Consider the following 19,868-nt stretch of genomic DNA (forward strand, 5'->3'; position numbering starts at 1 on the left):
GCCGCCTTAACTTGGGGGCAGGTCTCAGTGATCCCGTCGTGCAAAAGTTCTACAGCTTTCTCAACCACCTCATTCTTAAAGCGTTTTTTTTCGGTTTCTACAAATCATCGCAGTAATAAATCGCAGATGATGAGTTGGTAATCAATATGGTGAAAATATTTAAAGCCTTTAAGTCATCAATCCAAGTGATCGGCAATCGAATTGAGATTGCCTTTAGGCCAAGTACTGCGTCCAGGTGTTTACCGTTGAGGTCTGAATACGGCATGCACCCGCGTCCTGGCCAAGCTTGCCGCCCTCCCAATCACTTGTAGTTTCTTCAATGTGTTTCAAGATGTCGTTATAACTGGGTTTTTACTTTTGCAACAAGAAAATCTGTATTATCAGACTTCTGATGCCCCCCAGTTCATACTGAATCTATTCAGGGATTAATTGCCGCCTTCAGCGCTTTGATGGGCGTAAAGACAGCCACTTTACGAGCAGCAATAGCCATTTGCTGTCCCGTTGCCGGATTTCTCCCAACTCGCGCACCTCGTCGCTTAGCGCCGAGTTTACCCACACCCGGCAACGTCACCTCATCATCATTTAAAAGTGCATGCTGGATCGTGACGCCTAACACCTTAAGTAAATGATCAATTTGCTTTTTACTTAAATCGGTACTTTGGATCAGTTTGGCAATGAGTTCAGTCTGCGTCATGTTTCAGTCTCTTCATCGTAGGGAAAGGCAACCTTACTTTTGGGAAAAATAAAATTTAAAACGGTTAATTGTCAGCCCTGCTTAATCCGGATCAACTCTTCAATGTGGATGGCGCGAATGGTTGATCAACCATCGATGACACGACCATGCACCGATGCCGCACAGGGCCATCATGCCAGCCAGTGGACGCCCTGTACCATCATGGAGCAAGCCCACCAGTGCCCCCGCCAAAGTGGCAAAAAAGAATTGCAGTGCACTCGCCAAAGCCGCCGCTGTCCCCGCCATCTGACCGTGCGTTGCCAATGCCGAGGCCGTGGCATTGGGAATGATCCATCCCAGGCTGGACACAAAACAGAAAAATCCTAGAACAAACCAGGGTAACGATATCCAGCCAGAAAATGCCAGTACGGCCAAACCGATGCCCACGATCAGCGGCACCCACAGTGCCCAACGCAATAGCGTGGTCGCGGGGTATTTGCGCAACATGCGGGCATTGAACTGGCTTGAGGCAATCAGACCAATCGCATTGATGCCAAAAAACCAACCGTAGTGATGCGGTGCGATGCCATATAAGTTGATCAGTACCAATGGGGATCCGGCAATGTAAGCAAACATCCCTGACATGGCCAAGCCACCTCCTAGGGCATAACCAAGAAAGGTGCGGTTGCTGCATAGATGGGCGTAGTTGCCTAATACGGTCATCAATCGGAGTGGTGGTTCCTGTGTGGTGTCATGCGTTTCGCTGAGACCCAGGGTAATACCGATCAGACACAAGCTGCCAAAAGCGGCCAGTACCAGAAAAATGGAGCGCCAGCCCCACCATGTCAGCAGTCCGCCACCGAGCAGTGGCGCGAGAATGGGGGCGAGTCCCATGACCAGCATGAGCAATGAGAATGCCTTGGCTGATTCTCGTGCCGAGGTGCGATCACGCACAATGGCGCTGGGAATAATGATACCGGCACAGCCGCCCATACCTTGAATAAAGCGCCAGGTTGTCAGCATGGCGATATTGTCAGCCATGGCACAGCCGATTGATGCCAAGGTGTAGAGGAGAAATCCGACATACAGCAGTGGCTTGCGGCCGAAGCGATCACTCAATGGGCCATAAAATAATTGACCCAGGGTCAGGCCGATGAAGAAGCTGGCCAGGGTGAATTCGACATGGCCTGATGATCCTCCCAGAGTCTGTTGCACTTGTGGAAAGCTGGGCAGATACATGTCGATTGATAAGGGGGCAACGGCGGTCAAAATACCCAACAACACTAACCAGCCAGGCATGGCGTTACTTTCAATTTCCACTTCTGTCATTATTTTCCGACTGGATTGAATTTCAACTAGGTATAAATTTACTTAACGAATCTATAAGATTATTTATCTTACGAAAAAAATGAATTACAGATAAATCTATAGACAATAATAACCTCGCATCATACATATTCATTTTGTCAATATGAATATATTAAACATACAGATCATGTTTAAAAAATACAGATTCAACAAAAATTGATGAATTATTAAGTATGTATAAATTTAATTACACACTTGAATTATTTCAGATAGTTAAGCCTGTCAAATCCTTAATCCTTAAAGTTTTTTATTCTAATAAACGATAAATTTAAGAATTTCATGAACTATTTAAATAGAAAAAAGTATTTATTTATTAAATGAGAAATAAAACTTTATCAAATAAATACTCATCACATTATCAATTTCAAAAATAAATTTCTAACCAATTGATTTTTATATATTTCAATATAAATCAACGAAAAATTATCAAATCAGGCACGTACGTTGCAATTGTTAATGAAAATCGAATAATTTTGGAGACAGCTATGAAAATCAATTATCCCCTCAAATTGGGCATAGATTCAACTCGCCGATTTTATCGAGTAAAAGAGATTCGTTCAGACGGATTTGTTGTATTTGATTTTGCTATTGGTGAACCAGACTTATCTGTTGAACTAATTTTGCCACGCTCAGCTTTTGAAGCCTTCTCCAATCAAGCTGGTACAGAGGAAATTAGCAAACAAGATTCTGAAAAAGCCAAACAACGACAATATAAATATCTTTATGGATAGTTAAATAATTTCATCCTAACCACAATAAATCAAAGGAGACATTAACAATGAGTGTAGAAATTAAAGTTGCCAGCGTAGAACCGATTCGTCACACATTTAATCGGGTGTCGCGACGCTTTGGTTCAAATAAGCCTGCATCACGTTATCAAGAAGCAAGTTTTGATTTACAGCCACGCGATAATTTTCATTACCGTCCAATTTGGGATCCTGAGCACGAAATATATGACGAAAGGCGAACAAAAGTAAAAATGGTAGATTGGGATGAGCTTAAGGATCCACGGCAATATTATTACGCCTCTTATGTAATGAATAGAGCCAAGTTGCAGGAAACAATAGAAAACAACTTTGCATTTATCGAAAAGCATGATTTATTAAATCAACTCCCATCAGAAAAAATTGCTGAAATTGAATCATCGCTTTTACCGTTGCGTCATGTGGAATGGGCAGCAAATCTAAATAATTGTTTTATCACCGCCTATGGCTTTGGAACACCTATTACTCAAGGTGCAATGTTTAACACTACAGATAGACTTGGGATGGCTCAATATCTATCAAAAATAGGATTATTACTCGATAGAAATTCAGGTAGCTCATTGGCTAGGGCAAAGGATACCTGGCTAACCAATGAAAGTTGGCAACCTTTACGCAGGTCAATTGAAAGTATGTTAGTCCAAAAAGACTGGTTTGAACTATTTTTAGCTCAAAACCTCATCCAAGATGCAATTCTGTATCCCGTCATGTATAGACAATACCAAAATAATTTATCAAATTCTGGTGACTCTTCATTAGCAATGCTTCTTGAGTTCCAACATGCATGGTATCCAGATAACTCGAAATGGGTAGATGCTTGTATAAAAAGAGTGGCTTCTGAGTCTGTGTCTAATACTAATTTATTAGCCTGCTGGTCAAAAAAATGGATTGGTAATGTAGTTGAAGCGATAAATCCACTTCTATCAATTAGTAATGAGAATCTGGCGAGAGAGCGATTAGAAATCTCCCTATCAGAATTAAATACTCGCCTAATTAAATTGGGTATTACCAACTAAGGGGATTAAATGAGCATTGATCAAAGCATTGTATTCATCGCTTTACAGATGAATGAAGACACTAGACCTATCATTGAAGCAATACAAATTGATAATCCAAATGCAACTGTTAATTACTTACCAGCAATGGTCAAGATAGATGCACCTAATCGATTAGTTTTGAAGCGAAAGACCGTGGAAGAAATTATTGGTAATAAATGGGATTTGCAATCAATCAATATAAATCTTATTTCCTTGTCAGGCAACGTTGAAGAAACAGATGAAGAAATGATATTGCATTGGAACCGTTAAATAGGAGACACGAGATGAATAACTCAATTGAAAATAAACAAGCATTAAAAAAGTTGAATTTAAAAGAAAAATACGCCCTGATGACCAGAGATCTTGGCTGGGAAACATCATATCAATCCATGGATAAAGCTTTCGATCAGCTTAAACTTGATGGCATTAAAATTCACGATTGGGATAAGTGGGAAGATCCATTTCGTTTGACGATGGATTCTTACTGGAAATACCAAGCTGAAAAAGAACGGAAACTATATGCAGTATTAGATGCATTTCAGCAAAACAATGGCCAACTAAATATTTCAGATGCTAGATATGTAAATACACTAAAGCTATTTTTTACAGGCATAACACCAGCCGAATATAATGCCCACCGCCTATTTGCAATGCTAGGCAGACAATTCCCAGGACCCGGTGCTGCAATAGCTTGCCAATTGCAAGCTATTGACGAATTACGTCATGTCCAGACACAAATTCATAGTATTAGTCAATACAACAAGTACTTTAACGGTCTTCATGATCATCGCGTCATGAATGATCGATTATGGTACCTCTCTGTGCCAAAGTCATTTTTTGAAGATGCCCTGACTTCTGGCCCATTTGAACAAATTATCGCTATTTCGTTTGCGCTTGAGTATCTATTAACAAATTTAGTTTTCATGCCATTTATGTCTGGAGCAGCATATAACGGTGATATGGCGACCGTTACCTTTGGCTTCTCTTCACAGTCGGATGAGGCTCGTCACATGACACTTGGCCTTGAATGCATTAAATTTGTTCTTGAACAAGATCCAAGTAATGTCGAAATTATTCAGCGCTATCTCGACAAGTGGTTCTGGCGTGGGTACAAAATACTTGGTCTTGTATCAATGATGCTTGATTACATGCTACCGAAAAAAGTAATGTCATGGAAAGAAGCTTGGCAAATCTACTTCGTAGAAAATGGTGGTTCACTGTTTAAAGACTTGAGTAGATACGGACTTCGTATGCCTAAGTATTGGGAACAAACCATCGCTGAAGCAGAACATTTATCACACCAGACTTGGAATTCCTTTTATAACTTTACTGGTGCAGCAGCGTTTCATGTTTGGTTACCATCTGAAGAAGACATGGAATGGCTATCAGAGAAGTATCCTGATACCTTTGACAAATATTACCGTCCTCGTATTGAACACTATAAAGAACTTAGTCAGAAGGGCGAGCGCTATTACAACAATAATCTGCCTATGTTGTGTCAATGCTGTCAAGTACCACTGATTTCAACAGAAACTGTTGACCCAACCAAGATCAGCCATAGAGAAACGGTACATGATGATAATAAATATCATTTTTGCTCTGATGGTTGTTACGACATATTTATTGAAAATCCAGATAAGTATGTAAGTGCTTGGTTACCTGCACATCAAATTATGCAAGGCAATTGTTTTGAGCCAGATGTAAATACTGAGGCTAAAGATTTTGATCCAATTGCTGAAGTAATGAGGTACTTCCATGTCATATCTGGTCAAGATAATATGGATTATGAAGGATCTTTAGATGAGAAAAATTGGCAGCAGTGGAAGGGAATTCATTCTGACGAAGTACCCAAAGCTGCTTGAGATTAATCGGCGCTAAAGCTGCGCCGATAATAAGTTTTGTTAAGACAACCCCATTACTAATAAATTAGTATTTAGGAGACAAATTTGAATAATACAAATATGCTAGCAAGCAAACCAAACATTAAAGATAGGGTAGAGAATTTTAATGGGAAACAGATATTGTATGTGGGCTGGGATCACCATACGATGATTTGTGCGCCCATCGCCTTCTTAATTGATCCTACAGTAACTTTTCAAGAGTTGATCGATATTGAACTAAATAACTCGGCATTTACAAAACATCCAGACTATAAAAAGATAGATTGGACACAGGTACAGTGGTATTTGTCCGACACAAAGTTTAGCCCTGATTTATCAAAAAGCATTTCTACACTAAATATTAAACATAAAGATTTCGTTAGAATCTCCACCCCAGATTTAAATGGCATTGCTGGCTCAGGAAGTTAAATTGGGAAAAAAAATGAGTTACACAATCACCGTTAAACCCATAGACCATTCATTCACGGTCGAGGATGATCAAACAATATTAGATGCTGCACTTAGAAGCGGTTTGTACATACCACATGCTTGTGGACATGGCCTGTGTGGAACATGCAAAGTTGAAGTTACAAGTGGAGAAGTTGATCATGGAGAAGCCTCCCCATTTGCACTAATGGATGTTGAACGTGATGAGGGGCGTTGCTTAGCATGTTGCGCAATACCTCAGTCCGACCTTATTATTGAGGCAGATATAGATGAAGACCCTGACAGCAGATCTATTCCATTAAAAGATTTTAAAGGAATAGTTACAAAAATCACCAACCTTACTCCAACAATTAAAGCCGTTTTCATTGAGATCAAAAATAACACTATTGACTTTCAGGCAGGTCAATATGTAAACATAAGTTGGCAAGGATTAGACCGTCCGCGTGCTTTTTCTTTGGCTAATGCTCCTAGTAAGAATAAATTAATCGAGCTAAATATAAGAATTGTTCCAGGAGGACAGGCTACCGAATTTATTCACAACAAGTTGCAAATTGGTGATGAAATTACAGTAACTGGTCCATTAGGTAGATTTTTTATTAGAAAGTCAGATCATCAGCCTATTCTTCTTATAGCTGGCGGCTCAGGATTGTCGAGTCCACGATCAATGATTCTGGATTTACTAAAGACTGATGGCGATACTCGTCCAATCACATTAGTCTATGGAGCCAGAAATTTGGAAGAATTGTATTATCACAATGAATTTATTGAGCTAAAAAAGTCTTTTCCGAATTTTCAATATTTCCCGTCACTCAGTGACCAGACTCCAGCCAATGACTGGAATGGGTCAAAGGGATTTGTAAATGATGTAGCTTATCAAATATTTAAGGGAGACTTTCGTGGACACAAAGCCTATTTATGTGGCCCACCGCCTATGATTGAGAGTTGCATTAGAACACTAATAAAAGGTCGTCTATATGAAAGAAATATCTATATAGAAAAGTTTATTTCGGCTTCTGATGCAAGTCAATTACAGAATCGTAGTCCTTTATTTAAGAATATCTGAGTTTTTATCCAAACGATATGCTAGTTGAGCTCTAGATATTCCTAAAATACGAGCAGCTTGGGATAAATTTCCATCTGCTCTTCGAACTGCTTCTCTCATAGTCGCTAATTCTATGACCTCAAGAGATAAAGCAGCATCAAGAACACGTTCTGCGATATCTTCTATAGCTGACTCGTCTTGAAGAGTATGCAGTACAGATTTGTTAGCCGGTCTCATTGATCCACCCCGATCCATTGCTAACAGTGATTCAGCGGGTTGACTTTCAGATTGAAATAAATGATGGTAATCAATCGGCTTTTCGTTCGTAGCCAAAATAATACCTCGTTCGATGATATTCTCTAACTCTCGAACATTTCCAGGATAATCATAAGCTAGTAGTGCGGCAATTGCACGATGTGTGAAACCTGTTACTGATTTTCCATGAGCAACAGAATACTTCCCTACAAAGTGATGAATGAGTAAGGCAATATCATCACGACGCTGTCTCAATGGTGGAATCTGAATAGGAAAAACATTTAAACGATAAAACAAATCTGATCGAAATCTGCCCTCTCTTACTGCACTCATTAAATCAGCATTTGTTGCAGCAACAATTCTGACGTCTACTTCACGTGTTGAAGAACCACCCACACGTTCAATTTCTCTTTCTTGTAATGCACGTAACAATTTTGCTTGTGCAGCTTCATTTAGCGTACCAATTTCATCTAGAAACAAAGTCCCTGTATCAGCTCTTTCAAATCGTCCTTTACGAGTTTCTCCTGCCCCAGTATAAGCACCTCGCTCTACACCAAACAACTCTGCTTCTAATAAATTTTCTGGTATTGCAGCACAATTAAGTGCAATAAATGGCCCGTTTGCACGCTTGCTTAAGCGATGAAGAATATTGGCAAAGCGCTCCTTACCCACGCCAGTTTCACCCAAAAGTAAAACCGATGCGTTAGTAGATGCCACCTGCTGCAATTTATTGCATGCCGATAAAAATCCTGAAGACGTACCTACCATGAAATCAGAATCTGAAATTGGAATTGACTCACCATCAGGACCACGAAAAGAGATAGTTCTGCGAACGAGCGTAGTGTTGATGAATTCTTCGGGTTGTAAGAACTGCAGATCGGCCTCCGAATCAGACCACTCTTCTAGGGGTTTACCAATAATTCTACAATGTGCGGCACCTGTACCAGAGCACTCGATTTCTTTAAACAGAATCGGCCTCCCAAACAAGGCACTATTGAATCCAGATGCATATCCAACTTGCATCCAACAAACTGCTTCTGAAGAAAAACCGACAGCTTCTATGTGGGCGAGCGCTTCAGCTGAATCATGCCAAATTTGCTCAACATAATGTACGCCTCTTTCTACATCTATATCTATTCTTACAGGCTCTACCGCAACAAATCCCTCAAGTGCATGTAGTTGGGGCCCTACAGCAAATACATCACTGGGATCACTACTACCTCTAATAGAAATTGCCAATGTGGCATCTCGTGAACCAGCCGAATAACCGATTCGCATAAATAAAGCGCGTGCTTTTTCAGGTCCTAGGGTATCAATTATTTCACGCCTCAAAGATGAAAAAACAGAGGCATGGAAAAGTATCATCCGCTCATCGTCAAGCCAAATTCGACCATCTTCTGGAGCAAACTTTAACCGCTCCGCAATATCTTGTATATCAATAAGCTTAGGAATACCCTTAGTCGACGTAGAGGCTACATGGATGGATGCCTTGTCGAGATGTGCACCTTTTGTTTTAGATAGCATATTTTTGTATCTTAATTAAAAGGCAAGTTATTATGATTATTAAATTAGGATCTATCTATCTTTCAATTAAGCGAAGATTCGTCAATGTAGTTAAATTAATGCCCGAAAACATCTGCATCGAACATGTGTGGATCTGGTCGATCCAAGCCATTTAACAAATCAATTTCGACTTCTGATAGATTGATATTGAATATATCAATATTTTGAGCCATTCTCTCTAAATGCGAAGATTTTGGAGTCGGTACATACCCTAATTGAGTATGCCATCGCAATACTACCTGTGCAGTAGTACATTGATGATTTTCTGCTATTTTGAGTATAACTGGATCAGCAAGCATCTGATTTGCTCTGCCAAGAGGGCTCCAAGTTTCAGTAATAATTCCCTTTAATTTATGAATATCAATCAAATCATTACGCAAATGATATGGGTCAAGCTGGATCTGATTGACATGCGGAACATACCCAAACCCAAATAGTCTCTGTAAATGCTCAATTTTAAAATTAGATGTTCCAATAGCACGAACCAAACCACTCTCCAACAATCTCAAAAGGCCTTCATATGCTTCCAAGTATTGGTTTAGGTCAGGATTTGGCCAATGAATTAGCAATAGGTCGATATAATCTAGCCCCATCCTTTTCAGACTAGCTTTACAGGCTATACGAGCACCTTCTCTACTATGCCACTTTCTATTGAATTTAGTAGTTACAAATACCTCTTCCCTAGGAACTGAAGACTTACGAATTCCCTCACCGACGCCTTGTTCATTTTCATAATTTTCTGCAGTATCAATCAGTCTGTAACCCATATTAAGGGCTGCTTCAACAGTTATTTCGGCTTCATGATTATTCATTGGCCAAGTTCCAAGACCTAGCTGAGGCATTTCAACGCCATTTTGCAAGGTCACAGTAGGCGCGGGATTGACATTCGTGATGGTCATTCTAGTAATAGATTTCTATTCAGTTATAAAAATAGTATCTACTCTACAAATCGTAAAGAGACAGTACCTAATTCTTGGAATCTAGCGACTATGTTATCCCCTGATCGAACAGGAATAGTAGGAGTAATTCCACCACTCATAACAATACTTCCTGCTGGCAAAAATTCATCGAACCCCGAAAGACAATTTACTAACATTGCGACTGCATTTGCAGGATTATCAAGAACCGATGCAGCAGCCCCCATAGCGACAATTTCCCCATTTTTTTCCATTACTACGCCTAAGGATCGAATATCAAAATCACTTGGATACCTTGCTCTAGCACCAGTCACAAAATATGAGGATGACCCGTTATCAGCAACTACACTAGGAAGATCAAAATTAAAATTTTCGTAACGTGAATCTATCACTTCCAGTGATGGCAAAATATAGTCAGTTGCTTCAATAACATCTTTAGCAGAACACGAAGGGCCCTTTAATAATTTTTTAGTCACAAATGCAATTTCACATTCAATACGAGGATGAATAAGTTTTTGAAAACTAATTGGAAAACCCTCCATGCTTGCCATGCGATCTGTTAAAAAGCCGATTATTGGTACGTTAATCCCCATCTGAATCATTTTGGCTTTTGAAGTTAATCCGGCCTTCCATCCAACGAGACGTTGGCCGCTACTCACTAATCTCTGACGAAGTTCTTTCTGTACCAAGTATCCATCTGACAGAGTCATATTTGGGTACTCATTGGTTAAGTTTGGAATTGTGTAACCATTTATCTGGGCACCCTCCACCCGTTCAGTGAGTCGAACTACATCTTCACGAGACAAAGAAACGTTCATATTTTCCTCTTACTTGTAAATTTAGCGGTACAACTACCCAGACCACCAACAGTGCAAACAAACGTATCACCATCAACAATTGGGACAAGAATTGACTGGGATCCAGACAATATGATCTCACCAGCTTTAAAAGGAATATCTAGCAGACCTAATGTATTTGCCAACCATGCAACTGCATTAGCTGGTGAACCTTGAACAGCTGCACCTACGCCAGTTGAAACTAGTTCTCCATTTTTTTCTAGTAACATACCGGCTAGACTGATATCAAGTCTTCGTGGATCGCCCTTTTTATTACCTAAAACAAACACACCACAAGAAGCATTATCTGCAATCGTGTCTTGAATCTTAATTTTCCAATCAGTGATTCTTGAATCAATTACTTCAAAACATGGCACCACATAATCAGTTGCCTTAATTACATCTGCGGCAGTAATACCTGGTCCTTTAAGGTCTTCTTTTAATATGAATGCCAGCTCTGCTTCAATTTTTGGTTGTATTAAGTGACTAATATCTATGACATCATCTTCATAGAAAATCATGTTTGAAGTTAACTGACCAAAATCTGGTTGATAAACACCTAACATATCTTGTACTGCTTTACTTGTAACACCGATCTTTTTTCCAACTATTTTCTCACCCAGATCGAGTCTATGTTTAATGAATTTTAGTTGAATACCATATGCATCTTGTATTGTAATTTCAGGCTCTCTCTGTACAAGAGGTGGTACAGTTTTACATGACTTCCATGCATCAAAAAGCTCTTTTCCATACATTGCAATGGCATTGCTATCCATCATATATCCTTAACAATTTGCTAAATAAGACTTACTCAATCTAGTTTCAAATTAAACATGCATATCAAATTTGCAATCTTCTTTGAATAGGTAAAATATCAATTCCAAATTTTTTATGTATAAATCCCCAGACGCCACTTCTGAAAAATAATGTCATTACTATTGCTAAAGCACCTAACCCTAATAAGTACCAAGTTCCATAATCACTCAAGAATTTATTCAACGCCCAAAAGATTAGCGATCCAATAATTGGCCCTTCAATCACTCCAATACCACCTATCATTACTATAAAAATTGCAAATGCCGTCCAATTAACACCAAATGCTGCATCAGGACTAATTCGTAGGTTACTCGCAAAATATAACGCCCCAGCAAGTCCACAACCGAACGCAGCAACGACATATACTGCAAGTTTCATTTTATTTACCGCAACCCCCTGACTTTCCGCTGCAACTTCACTATCTCGAATTGCGAGAAGAGCTAGGCCCTCTTTACTTCTCAAAAAGAAATAAATTAAGCTAATAGTTAGAACAACACATCCGAGTGCAACCCAAAATGTAATGCTTTCTCTTGTACCCCTTGGAATTCCTTTTAACGCGGTAAGACTCGTGCCAGAACCTCCGCCAACAGCTGAGATATTTGCAATAGTTAACCGAATTACCTCAGCTATAACCCAAGTTCCAATTGAAAAATATCCGCCATGCAACCGAAAAGCCACCTTTGAAACAAGAATAGAAATCAATGCTGCTACTAGCGCTGCCAATGGAACAGCTAGAAATGGATTTATACCTAAAAAATTTCCCATGCTTAACATGGCATAGCCACCTAAACCGAAAAAAGCTTGCTGACCTACAGACACCATTCCACCAAAGCCGGCTAATAGATTCCACATCATTGCAAAAATGAAGTAGCAAGAAATTTCAACAAATTCTCTCATCCATGAAGACTCCCCCCAATACGGAATGAAGGCAGCGAATAAGCATAGAGCAACTCCTATACTCAGACTAATATTGCTGGCACGAGTACTTCGCTTAACTTTAATATCCACTTTTAACCTCTAGTTTTCGGAAATAGACCACTCGGCTTAACAATTAACACGGAAAGAAATACTAAATGACCAAACCAAATTCCCCATGCCGGATCATAGGTAAATCCAATTTGTTGCGTTATACCTAAAACCATTGCGCCAACAAATGTTCCCCAAAACGACCCCATCCCACCAATGATTACAGATTCAAATGCAAAAATTAGAAGTAACGGACCATCAGACGGCGCTACGGTAGTTCGCATACACTGAAACATTCCTGCTAATGTAATTAGAGAAAAGGCAATCCCTGTAGCTATCGAATAAATTTTCTTTGAATTAAGACCCATTAATTCGGCAGTTTCTTTATCGTCTGAAACAGCACGGAATGCTCTACCTAGGGACGTTTTATTAAACAGAAACTGCATGCCGAATGTACTTACTACGGCAACAATAAAGATAATTAATGGCAAAGTACCAACTGCCATATGCTCGCCAATTTGAATGCTTTGCGTATTCAGACCGTTTGAATCCAGTGATCTGGGATCTGCAGAAAATATTTCCTGTAAGGCATTTTGAATAACAATTGATAAACCGAAAGTAACGACTAAAGAAGGTAAGGGATCCCTACCTAAAGTCCGATTTAGAATAAATTTCTGAACAAGATATCCAATTAAAAATGAAACTGGAATAGCTACCAATGCCACTATAAAGATATTTCCATTAAAAATTTCGGACAAGGCTATCATCAAAAAACCTCCCAACACAATGAGATCACCTTGAGCAATATTTGTTAGCCGCATTACTCCAAACATGAGCGACAAGCCTAGAGCAAATAAGCAAAATAAACCACCAAGTAGTAGCCCCTGAATTATTGTTTCTATCATTTTCAGATTCCGAAATAAGCTTGACTAATTTGCTCACGAGTTAATTCATCACTTTTTCCTTCCAGTGAGACTCTACCTTCTTGCAAGCAATAAACTCTTTGAGAGACTCTTTGTGCAACCATTACATCTTGCTCAACAATAACCATACTCATACCCTCAGAAACTATACTTGGTAATGAGTCATATATTTCTTTAATTACCACTGGAGCAAGTCCTAATGAAATCTCATCGCACAACAATACATTTGGATTACTCATTAGGGCTCTACCAAGTGCGACCATCTGTTGCTGCCCACCAGATAAAGATGTAGACGGTTGATTTTTTTTCTCTTTCAATATAGGAAACATTTTGAATAAACGATCTAGGTTCCATGGCCCAGGACGCTTTGCAAATCCCCCCATAAGCAAATTCTCTTCTACTGTTAAACTAGGAAATAGTCTTCGTCCCTCGGGTACAAGAGCTAGGCCCATCTTGACTATCTCACCAGGGGATAATCCTCCTATTGCATTTTTATTAAATTGAACAGACTCTTTTTCCACTCTAACTAGACCAGTTAATGACTTCATGAAGGTGCTTTTTCCAGATCCATTCGCACCGATGACTGAAACAACTTCACCTTCATTTAAAAAGAAATCCACTCCATATAAGGCTTGCGCATCGCCATAGAACGCCCTGAGATTTTCCGTCTCAATAATGACCGAACTCATGCTTCCAATCCCATATATACCCGTCTAACTTCCTGGTTTGCCATAACTTCGACAGGGTTACCTTCTGCAAGTTTTTCACCAAAGTTAATAACCAATAATCGATCAGCTATTGACATCAAAGCATGAACAACATGTTCAATCCATATCATTGTTGTTCCTGAAGCTTTAATTCTCTTTAATTCATCTACTAATTCCGATGCTTCATGCTCTGTCAACCCCCCAGCTATTTCATCAAGTAATAACAATTTCGGCCTCGTTGATAAGGCTCTAGCGAGCTCTAATCGTTTCCGGTTCAGAAGAGTCAATCCACCCGCTGGCTTATTCGCATAAGCCATAAGACCTGTCTTCTCAAGAATTTCAGCAGCGGTTTCCCAAGCAGTATGCTCGGGTAATTGACCTCCAAAGCATGCGGCTGTTACTAAATTCTCGAACACACTCATGTTTCCAAAAGGATGCGGAACCTGATAACTTCTGCCAATACCAGCTCGACATCGCTTATGTGGTGACAACTTTGCAACATCTAAACCATCGAATTGAATAGAACCAGAATCAACTTTTACATCACCAGAAATAAGGTTAAACAGCGTCGTTTTACCGGCGCCGTTTGGTCCAAGAATTCCGAGTGTTTCACCCTCGTTAACAGAGAATGAAACATCCTGGGTCACCTTCAACGCCCCATAACTTTTACAGACGTTGCTAACCTTGAGTAACACTATTTGATACTCCTACTGTGCTTAGAATGGAAATACTGCTTTAACCCAAAAGGCACTACCTTCTGCTCGATTTCGCACACTTGTTTCAGTTTGGTATTTGCCAGTAACAAACCATCCCTTACCACTGTCATATCGTACTGACGGTCCAATAGCCAACGCTTTACCATTATTGTTTTCTACTGAGCTACCATTTTGAGAGTCCTTAGTTAGTTGCTGATACACATAGCCCCCAACCCCTAAAGTCCATCCATTGCCCAAGCCCCAACCAACCGAATAATCAATTATTAGTTCTTGACCAGATTTATAGTCAGTATCTCTATTTCTTAGGTTATAAGTCCACATAGCCTTGATGTCGCCATTTAGACCATTTTGATCAATATAACTAAATCCAGCCACTGGTTGAATAGCCCAATAATTGCGACCTATATTGGCAATATCACTTTTACTGTAACTACCTGTTGGCGCGAATACATCCAGTGCTACAACACTATGTAAATTTGCACTATGATGCCAACCAAGTACAGCCCCTAAAGTCATATCCCCGATACCGCTTTTATGTTGTGAACCGGGAGGTGCATTTTTAACGTCAAGGTCAACAAGTGGAAGAATGGCATGAAATCCCAATGATGCATCACCGATTTTTGTTGGAGTAATCCACACAACTCGTGGAACAATTGCATTCGCCGTTACTTTAAAATTTGAAGGCGTTACTACCTGACCATCATTACCTTTAACTTTATTTGCCGAGTAAGATTGGCCCCAAACCATGCCATAAACTCCTGGGGGAGGTAGTGCACAGCATGTAAAGTTTTCTGCCCCAACAGGATAAATCGAACCACCACCTTCGGTGGCATTTGCAATATTAGTTAATGCCATGATTACAGCAGCAATTACACTCATTTTATATTTCATGTTGTCTCCAGTTATTAGGATGTAGTAGTCCAGACCAGTCAGCTTATGCTGACTAGTCAAAAGAAATTTAGTTGTAGAACTTGGATTAAATGATCAGGAATATTTAATTGGCTCTAGCTCAGCCTGTCGAGGGATCATTGGGGCAAGGCTATTTTCCACAACCACCAGCTCCAGACCATTACCTCGTTTTTGCCACTGCCCGGAAACAAGCGGCGTCTTTGCCACATTTGGAACTGGCCCACCTTTGAAATTAATTGTTCCAACGACGGTATTTAGCATTGTTGAGGCAACCGCATCTCGAATTGACTCGGGACTTTTTTCTCCCGCTCTTTTTAATGCGTCAATGGCTACTTCGAATAATGAGTGCTTAAATCCCAATGTAACTATCCATGGCTTTCCAGTTGCAGCTGTATATGCTGAAGCAAGTTGACGCGAAGACTGGCCAGTTAAACTTGAATTAAACGGATGTGCTGGACTCCACATTAATTCAACTGTTAGACCTTCCGCTCTTCCACCAAATGCTGCAATGGCAGCAGGAAATTCTGTCGCTTTTGCAACGGTAACAATCTTTGGACGAAATCCCTGTTGTCCAGCTTGATTCCATAAGTTGGCAAAATCAGGAGGCGGCACTACTCCTGTAATAATTTCTACATTCGATTTTTTGAACTCGGAAATGAAAGATGAAAAATCATTGATTGGAGATTGAAAGCGACCGCGATCAATTACCTTAAAGCCCTTAGCCGCTAGCACTGGTGGAAACCCTAGTTTCCCATCCCCCCAAGCGTTACCATCTTCATCATTTGGCCATAAAGCACCGATAACTTTACTGGTAGCCAATTGCCCCCAAAGCCCTGTATAGGAACCAATAATATCTTCTAAACCCCAAAAGAAATGATAAGTCCAATCAAATCCCTTTTTAGGATCCCCCTTTCGACCAAAAAAATATGGTTGCCAAGGCGTATCATTGGTTATACAAGGAATACCATTCAACTCGCATTGATCAGCTACAGGATTTGTAGTAGCCGGCGTCGAAGAGGCAATTACCAAATCAACTTTATCACGCAATATTAGTTCTGCAGCCGCAGAGCTGGCTTTATTTGGATTTGACTGAGAATCCTTATAGATAATTTCTACGGCATACTTTTTCCCGCCAGACATAATTCCGCCTGATACAGCCTTTTTAACTTGATCCAGCGTGAATTTGTCAGGCTCCGCAAAAGCTGCCAATGGCCCAGTCTGTGGACTAACATAACCTATTTTGAAAGTATCACCACCTGCCGCACGGACCCACGGACTTCCCAAACTAGCAGCCGATGCAACTAAGCCAGTCTTGAGTACGGTGCGACGCGTTGTATTAACGGTCATATCTTTGTCTCCAATGTTTTTTTAGTGTTTAATTGCTGTCTTGCTACACACTATGACAAGCGTGGTTGAAATAGACTAGATTCAAACTATCCGACTATCCGCATCAACGCCTCAATTGTTCGACTACTTGATGCTTTGTGTCCAATATCGATTTCGTCTGCAATCATACCTATGAGGTATAAATGGAACTTCGACAATTAAAGTACTTTCAGGCTGTAGCTAGCACACTCAATTTCAGCAGAGCCGCAGAGATTTTGCATATCGCTCAACCACCCTTATCGAGACAAATTCAACAACTTGAAGAAGAGCTTGGTGTGCAATTATTAGATCGATCAAGCAGGCCGATGACACTCACAAATGCAGGGATATTTTTTTATGAGCAATCAGTTCAAATGCTCGCAAGGCTAAGCGAAATCAAAATTGCTACCCAACGTATTGCCAATGGAAACAAGCGGTGGATGGGAATAGGATTTGTCCCTTCCGTGCTCTATGGATTCTTGCCAAAAGTACTGAGACAGTTTTCAATCGAAAACGACAACCTCGATATCACACTTTCAGAATTAACCTCTGTAGAACAATCAGAGGCACTCAAGGCAGGAAGAATTGATGTAGGATTTGGCCGTTTAGCCGTTCCAGGAGAGGGGCTAGAGAATATCGTAATTACGGAAGAAAACTTGATTGTTGCTGTTCCATCGCCTAGCCATCTCGCAAAGCAAGATCACGTTTCTTTAAAAGAGATATTAGAAGAAACACTCATACTTTATCCAATTTCACCTAGGCCCAGTTTCGCTGATCAGGTACTTCGCCAATTCAGTGTAAGGGGATATGAAGTAAGAAAAACTTATGAAACCAATGGCCTACAAACTGCAATTGGGCTTGTAGCAGCAGGAATGGGCGTTACTATTGTCCCTAATTCTGTTCAACGTCTAAACAGAACAGATATAGCTTATCGACCAATACTAGAAGAAGGTCTTACATCCCCACTGATAATGACAGTTAGATTAGGCGATAAAACTAGTCATATCGCAGAATTTCGAAAATTAATAGAAAATTCCATCAAATAGAACCAACGGTACCAATTTCTATAATCAAGAACCAACATAAACAAAAGCTTGTAGAAATATACAGTCTCCTAGTCGATTTGATTTATTTAAAAATGTCTTGTTAGACTGTGGCATTGATAGATAACTTAGCCAATTTCATTGGCTTGCCAGCTATTAAGGTGATAACTTTAATAAGTCTCCCAATTCATATTGAAAACCAGTCTAAATTTTGAGTGATTTTCCTTTCAAATAACTCCCCCCTCGCTGTTTTAATAAAGCTTACTTTCAATTTTATTCAGTACCTCATCCTAGAACTTCTACTTCAGGCTTTCTTTCAACAAAGCTATCAAAATAAATAAAAATTACAGATCCTGTCATTTTCATAACGTCATAAGTAGAAACACCTAATTGCATCTACACAGAATACCAAATAGGTATGATTCAAGATCACAACAGTATTTGACGTGTTTATCATTTAGTTCGAACATGTATACAAACAACTCTCGATTATGAAGAGAAGGTCTTATACCTTCCGCTTTATAAATTGACGAAAACAATTATTGATAAAAATATCAATTAATAGGAGACAAAGATGGCAATAACAGGAGTGTTACGTCCAGGACATACTCAACTAAGAGTACTTGACCTAGAGGAATCTGTGCATTTTTATACCAATGTATTTGGTCTAGTAGAAACCGGGAGAGATAAAAGTGGCCGTGTTTATTTTAAATGCCATGATGAAAGAGATCACCACAGCTTCATCATTCGCCAGGCAGATAGAGCAGGCATGGACTTTTATGGATTTAAAGTATTAAACAGATCTACTCTAGATCGTTTAGAGGCTGACTTGAATGCATATGGGGTTAGGACAGAGCGTATTCCAGCAGGTGAATTATTAGAAACTGGCGAACGAGTTCGCTTCGAAGCACCTACTGGTCACATTTTTGAGTTGTATGCTGAAAAAACTGAAATCGGTGATGGACTAGGGTATCTCAATCCTGATGTGATTATTGAGAACCGTAAAGGCATATCGCCCTTAAGACTAGATCACTGGCAAATACATGGAAAAGATTTAGATGGCAGTAGGGACCTATTTATTAATGTACTTGGATTTTCTTTAGTAGAAAAAATTCTAGCTGAGGATGGAATTACAGACATGGCAGTGTGGATGACGTGCTCAAATAAAGCACACGATATTGCTTTTGTTAGAGATGAGCGCAATAACACACTGCACCATGCATCATTTTTACTAGATACCTGGGAGCATGTTCTACGTGCTGCAGATCTGATGACTTTGCACAGAGTTTCAATTGATATAGGTCCTATTCGTCATGGAATAACGAGAGGTACAACAATCTATTCATTTGATCCATCAGGTAATCGTTTGGAGACGTTTTGTGGTGGATATAACTTCTATCCGGATATGAAACCCTACACTTGGTCTTGGGATGAAATAGGCAGAGGAATTTTTTACCACACAAGAGAACTCAACGAGCGGTTCCTTACTGTTGTAACCTAATTATAGAAATTTCCATATACGAATCATGAATTCTCTATTCTGACCACAGAAATTATTTAAAAGCTCACAACTTGTATTTAGATTCAATTCTGAATTCGAGAAAGTATTCGTTATTAATCCAACATTTCAAGAGAACATGATTT

The 19,868-nt window shown here is 39.8% G+C and carries 20 protein-coding genes; 8 read left to right on the forward strand and 12 right to left on the reverse strand.

Going from position 1 to position 19,868, the window contains the following annotated elements; translation table 11 throughout:
* Positions 1-418: 418 nt before the first annotated feature.
* Positions 419-694, reverse strand: coding sequence for an HU family DNA-binding protein (locus tag ACMYR3_RS13185; protein ID WP_424192396.1), 276 nt, complete (start codon positions 692-694; stop codon positions 419-421).
* A gap of 99 nt (positions 695-793) precedes the next feature.
* On the reverse strand, positions 794-2,002 hold the full coding sequence (locus tag ACMYR3_RS13190) for a Bcr/CflA family multidrug efflux MFS transporter (protein WP_424192397.1): 1,209 nt from the start codon (positions 2,000-2,002) through the stop codon (positions 794-796).
* A gap of 524 nt (positions 2,003-2,526) precedes the next feature.
* Between ACMYR3_RS13190 and ACMYR3_RS13195 the strand changes: the two genes are divergently transcribed.
* The 6 genes from ACMYR3_RS13195 to ACMYR3_RS13220 all read left to right on the forward strand — a co-directional run bounded on the left by ACMYR3_RS13195 (position 2,527) and on the right by ACMYR3_RS13220 (position 7,229).
* Positions 2,527-2,772 (forward strand): phenol hydroxylase subunit, encoded by a 246-nt coding sequence (locus tag ACMYR3_RS13195; protein WP_424192398.1) that lies wholly within the window; start codon positions 2,527-2,529, stop codon positions 2,770-2,772.
* Positions 2,773-2,819: 47 nt separating this feature from the next.
* The gene (locus ACMYR3_RS13200) at positions 2,820-3,818 is read left to right on the forward strand and encodes an aromatic/alkene monooxygenase hydroxylase subunit beta (protein ID WP_424192399.1); all 999 of its coding nucleotides are present in this window, start codon (positions 2,820-2,822) and stop codon (positions 3,816-3,818) included.
* Between the two features lie 9 nt (positions 3,819-3,827).
* Positions 3,828-4,109 (forward strand): MmoB/DmpM family protein, encoded by a 282-nt coding sequence (locus ACMYR3_RS13205; protein ID WP_424192400.1) that lies wholly within the window; start codon positions 3,828-3,830, stop codon positions 4,107-4,109.
* A gap of 14 nt (positions 4,110-4,123) precedes the next feature.
* Positions 4,124-5,701, forward strand: coding sequence for a YHS domain-containing protein (locus tag ACMYR3_RS13210; protein WP_424192401.1), 1,578 nt, complete (start codon positions 4,124-4,126; stop codon positions 5,699-5,701).
* A gap of 84 nt (positions 5,702-5,785) precedes the next feature.
* Positions 5,786-6,148 (forward strand): phenol hydroxylase subunit P4, encoded by a 363-nt coding sequence (locus ACMYR3_RS13215; protein WP_424192402.1) that lies wholly within the window; start codon positions 5,786-5,788, stop codon positions 6,146-6,148.
* Between the two features lie 13 nt (positions 6,149-6,161).
* Positions 6,162-7,229, forward strand: coding sequence for an NADH:ubiquinone reductase (Na(+)-transporting) subunit F (locus tag ACMYR3_RS13220; RefSeq protein WP_424196511.1), 1,068 nt, complete (start codon positions 6,162-6,164; stop codon positions 7,227-7,229).
* Here the strand turns inward: ACMYR3_RS13220 and ACMYR3_RS13225 are convergent.
* From ACMYR3_RS13225 to ACMYR3_RS13270, 10 genes are all read right to left on the reverse strand, one after another.
* Positions 7,212-8,987, reverse strand: a complete 1,776-nt coding sequence (locus ACMYR3_RS13225; protein WP_424192403.1) for a sigma 54-interacting transcriptional regulator — start codon at positions 8,985-8,987, stop codon at positions 7,212-7,214. The two genes, ACMYR3_RS13220 and ACMYR3_RS13225, sit on opposite strands and share 18 nt — an antisense overlap.
* Before the next feature lie 95 nt (positions 8,988-9,082).
* Positions 9,083-9,925: an aldo/keto reductase gene (locus ACMYR3_RS13230; RefSeq protein WP_424192404.1), complete on the reverse strand. Its 843-nt coding sequence runs from the start codon at positions 9,923-9,925 to the stop codon at positions 9,083-9,085.
* 38 nt (positions 9,926-9,963) lie between these two features.
* Positions 9,964-10,761, reverse strand: coding sequence for a 2-oxo-3-hexenedioate decarboxylase (gene dmpH / locus ACMYR3_RS13235; protein ID WP_424192405.1), 798 nt, complete (start codon positions 10,759-10,761; stop codon positions 9,964-9,966).
* Positions 10,758-11,555, reverse strand: coding sequence for a 2-oxopent-4-enoate hydratase (gene dmpE, locus ACMYR3_RS13240; RefSeq protein WP_424192406.1), 798 nt, complete (start codon positions 11,553-11,555; stop codon positions 10,758-10,760). The genes dmpH and dmpE overlap by 4 nt, the downstream gene beginning before the upstream one ends.
* Positions 11,556-11,619: 64 nt before the next feature.
* Entirely contained in the window at positions 11,620-12,492 is an 873-nt protein-coding gene (locus ACMYR3_RS13245; RefSeq protein WP_424192407.1) for a branched-chain amino acid ABC transporter permease, read from the reverse strand.
* 113 nt (positions 12,493-12,605) lie between these two features.
* Complete coding sequence (locus ACMYR3_RS13250; protein WP_424192408.1) at positions 12,606-13,466, reverse strand: branched-chain amino acid ABC transporter permease; 861 nt, start codon at positions 13,464-13,466, stop codon at positions 12,606-12,608.
* Between the two features lie 2 nt (positions 13,467-13,468).
* Positions 13,469-14,173, reverse strand: a complete 705-nt coding sequence (locus ACMYR3_RS13255; RefSeq protein ID WP_424192409.1) for an ABC transporter ATP-binding protein — start codon at positions 14,171-14,173, stop codon at positions 13,469-13,471.
* On the reverse strand, positions 14,170-14,886 hold the full coding sequence (locus ACMYR3_RS13260; protein WP_424192410.1) for an ABC transporter ATP-binding protein: 717 nt from the start codon (positions 14,884-14,886) through the stop codon (positions 14,170-14,172). Before ACMYR3_RS13260 ends, ACMYR3_RS13255 begins: the two co-directional genes overlap by 4 nt.
* A 21-nt stretch (positions 14,887-14,907) precedes the next feature.
* A complete protein-coding gene (locus tag ACMYR3_RS13265) occupies positions 14,908-15,798 on the reverse strand; it encodes a SphA family protein (protein ID WP_424192411.1) in 891 nt (296 codons plus the stop codon).
* A gap of 93 nt (positions 15,799-15,891) precedes the next feature.
* Positions 15,892-17,163: an ABC transporter substrate-binding protein gene (locus tag ACMYR3_RS13270; protein WP_424192412.1), complete on the reverse strand. Its 1,272-nt coding sequence runs from the start codon at positions 17,161-17,163 to the stop codon at positions 15,892-15,894.
* A gap of 182 nt (positions 17,164-17,345) precedes the next feature.
* On the opposite strand from ACMYR3_RS13270, the gene ACMYR3_RS13275 reads away from it, so the two are divergent.
* Positions 17,346-18,227 carry a LysR family transcriptional regulator gene (locus tag ACMYR3_RS13275; protein ID WP_424192413.1) on the forward strand — a complete coding sequence of 294 codons (882 nt, stop codon included), beginning with the start codon at positions 17,346-17,348 and terminating at the stop codon, positions 18,225-18,227.
* Between the two features lie 571 nt (positions 18,228-18,798).
* Positions 18,799-19,725, forward strand: coding sequence for a catechol 2,3-dioxygenase (locus ACMYR3_RS13280; RefSeq protein ID WP_424192414.1), 927 nt, complete (start codon positions 18,799-18,801; stop codon positions 19,723-19,725).
* Positions 19,726-19,868 lie beyond the last annotated feature (143 nt).

The sequence above is a fragment of the Ampullimonas aquatilis genome, assembly GCF_049675895.1.
In the GTDB taxonomy this organism is placed as follows: domain Bacteria; phylum Pseudomonadota; class Gammaproteobacteria; order Burkholderiales; family Burkholderiaceae_D; genus Ampullimonas; species Ampullimonas aquatilis.

Excerpts from the sequence above, each read along its gene's own strand:
- ACMYR3_RS13185 (WP_424192396.1), bottom strand. The coding sequence starts at position 694 with ATGACGCAGACTGAACTCATTGCCAAACTGATCCAAAGTACCGATTTA.
- ACMYR3_RS13190 (WP_424192397.1), bottom strand. The coding sequence starts at position 2,002 with ATGACAGAAGTGGAAATTGAAAGTAACGCCATGCCTGGCTGGTTAGTG.
- ACMYR3_RS13195 (WP_424192398.1), top strand. The coding sequence starts at position 2,527 with ATGAAAATCAATTATCCCCTCAAATTGGGCATAGATTCAACTCGCCGA.
- ACMYR3_RS13200 (WP_424192399.1), top strand. The coding sequence starts at position 2,820 with ATGAGTGTAGAAATTAAAGTTGCCAGCGTAGAACCGATTCGTCACACA.
- ACMYR3_RS13205 (WP_424192400.1), top strand. The coding sequence starts at position 3,828 with ATGAGCATTGATCAAAGCATTGTATTCATCGCTTTACAGATGAATGAA.
- ACMYR3_RS13210 (WP_424192401.1), top strand. The coding sequence starts at position 4,124 with ATGAATAACTCAATTGAAAATAAACAAGCATTAAAAAAGTTGAATTTA.
- ACMYR3_RS13220 (WP_424196511.1), top strand. The coding sequence starts at position 6,162 with ATGAGTTACACAATCACCGTTAAACCCATAGACCATTCATTCACGGTC.
- ACMYR3_RS13225 (WP_424192403.1), bottom strand. The coding sequence starts at position 8,987 with ATGCTATCTAAAACAAAAGGTGCACATCTCGACAAGGCATCCATCCAT.
- ACMYR3_RS13230 (WP_424192404.1), bottom strand. The coding sequence starts at position 9,925 with ATGACCATCACGAATGTCAATCCCGCGCCTACTGTGACCTTGCAAAAT.
- dmpH (WP_424192405.1), bottom strand. The coding sequence starts at position 10,761 with ATGAACGTTTCTTTGTCTCGTGAAGATGTAGTTCGACTCACTGAACGG.
- dmpE (WP_424192406.1), bottom strand. The coding sequence starts at position 11,555 with ATGGATAGCAATGCCATTGCAATGTATGGAAAAGAGCTTTTTGATGCA.
- ACMYR3_RS13245 (WP_424192407.1), bottom strand. The coding sequence starts at position 12,492 with ATGAGAGAATTTGTTGAAATTTCTTGCTACTTCATTTTTGCAATGATG.
- ACMYR3_RS13250 (WP_424192408.1), bottom strand. The coding sequence starts at position 13,466 with ATGATAGAAACAATAATTCAGGGGCTACTACTTGGTGGTTTATTTTGC.
- ACMYR3_RS13255 (WP_424192409.1), bottom strand. The coding sequence starts at position 14,173 with ATGAGTTCGGTCATTATTGAGACGGAAAATCTCAGGGCGTTCTATGGC.
- ACMYR3_RS13265 (WP_424192411.1), bottom strand. The coding sequence starts at position 15,798 with ATGAAATATAAAATGAGTGTAATTGCTGCTGTAATCATGGCATTAACT.
- ACMYR3_RS13270 (WP_424192412.1), bottom strand. The coding sequence starts at position 17,163 with ATGACCGTTAATACAACGCGTCGCACCGTACTCAAGACTGGCTTAGTT.
- ACMYR3_RS13275 (WP_424192413.1), top strand. The coding sequence starts at position 17,346 with ATGGAACTTCGACAATTAAAGTACTTTCAGGCTGTAGCTAGCACACTC.
- ACMYR3_RS13280 (WP_424192414.1), top strand. The coding sequence starts at position 18,799 with ATGGCAATAACAGGAGTGTTACGTCCAGGACATACTCAACTAAGAGTA.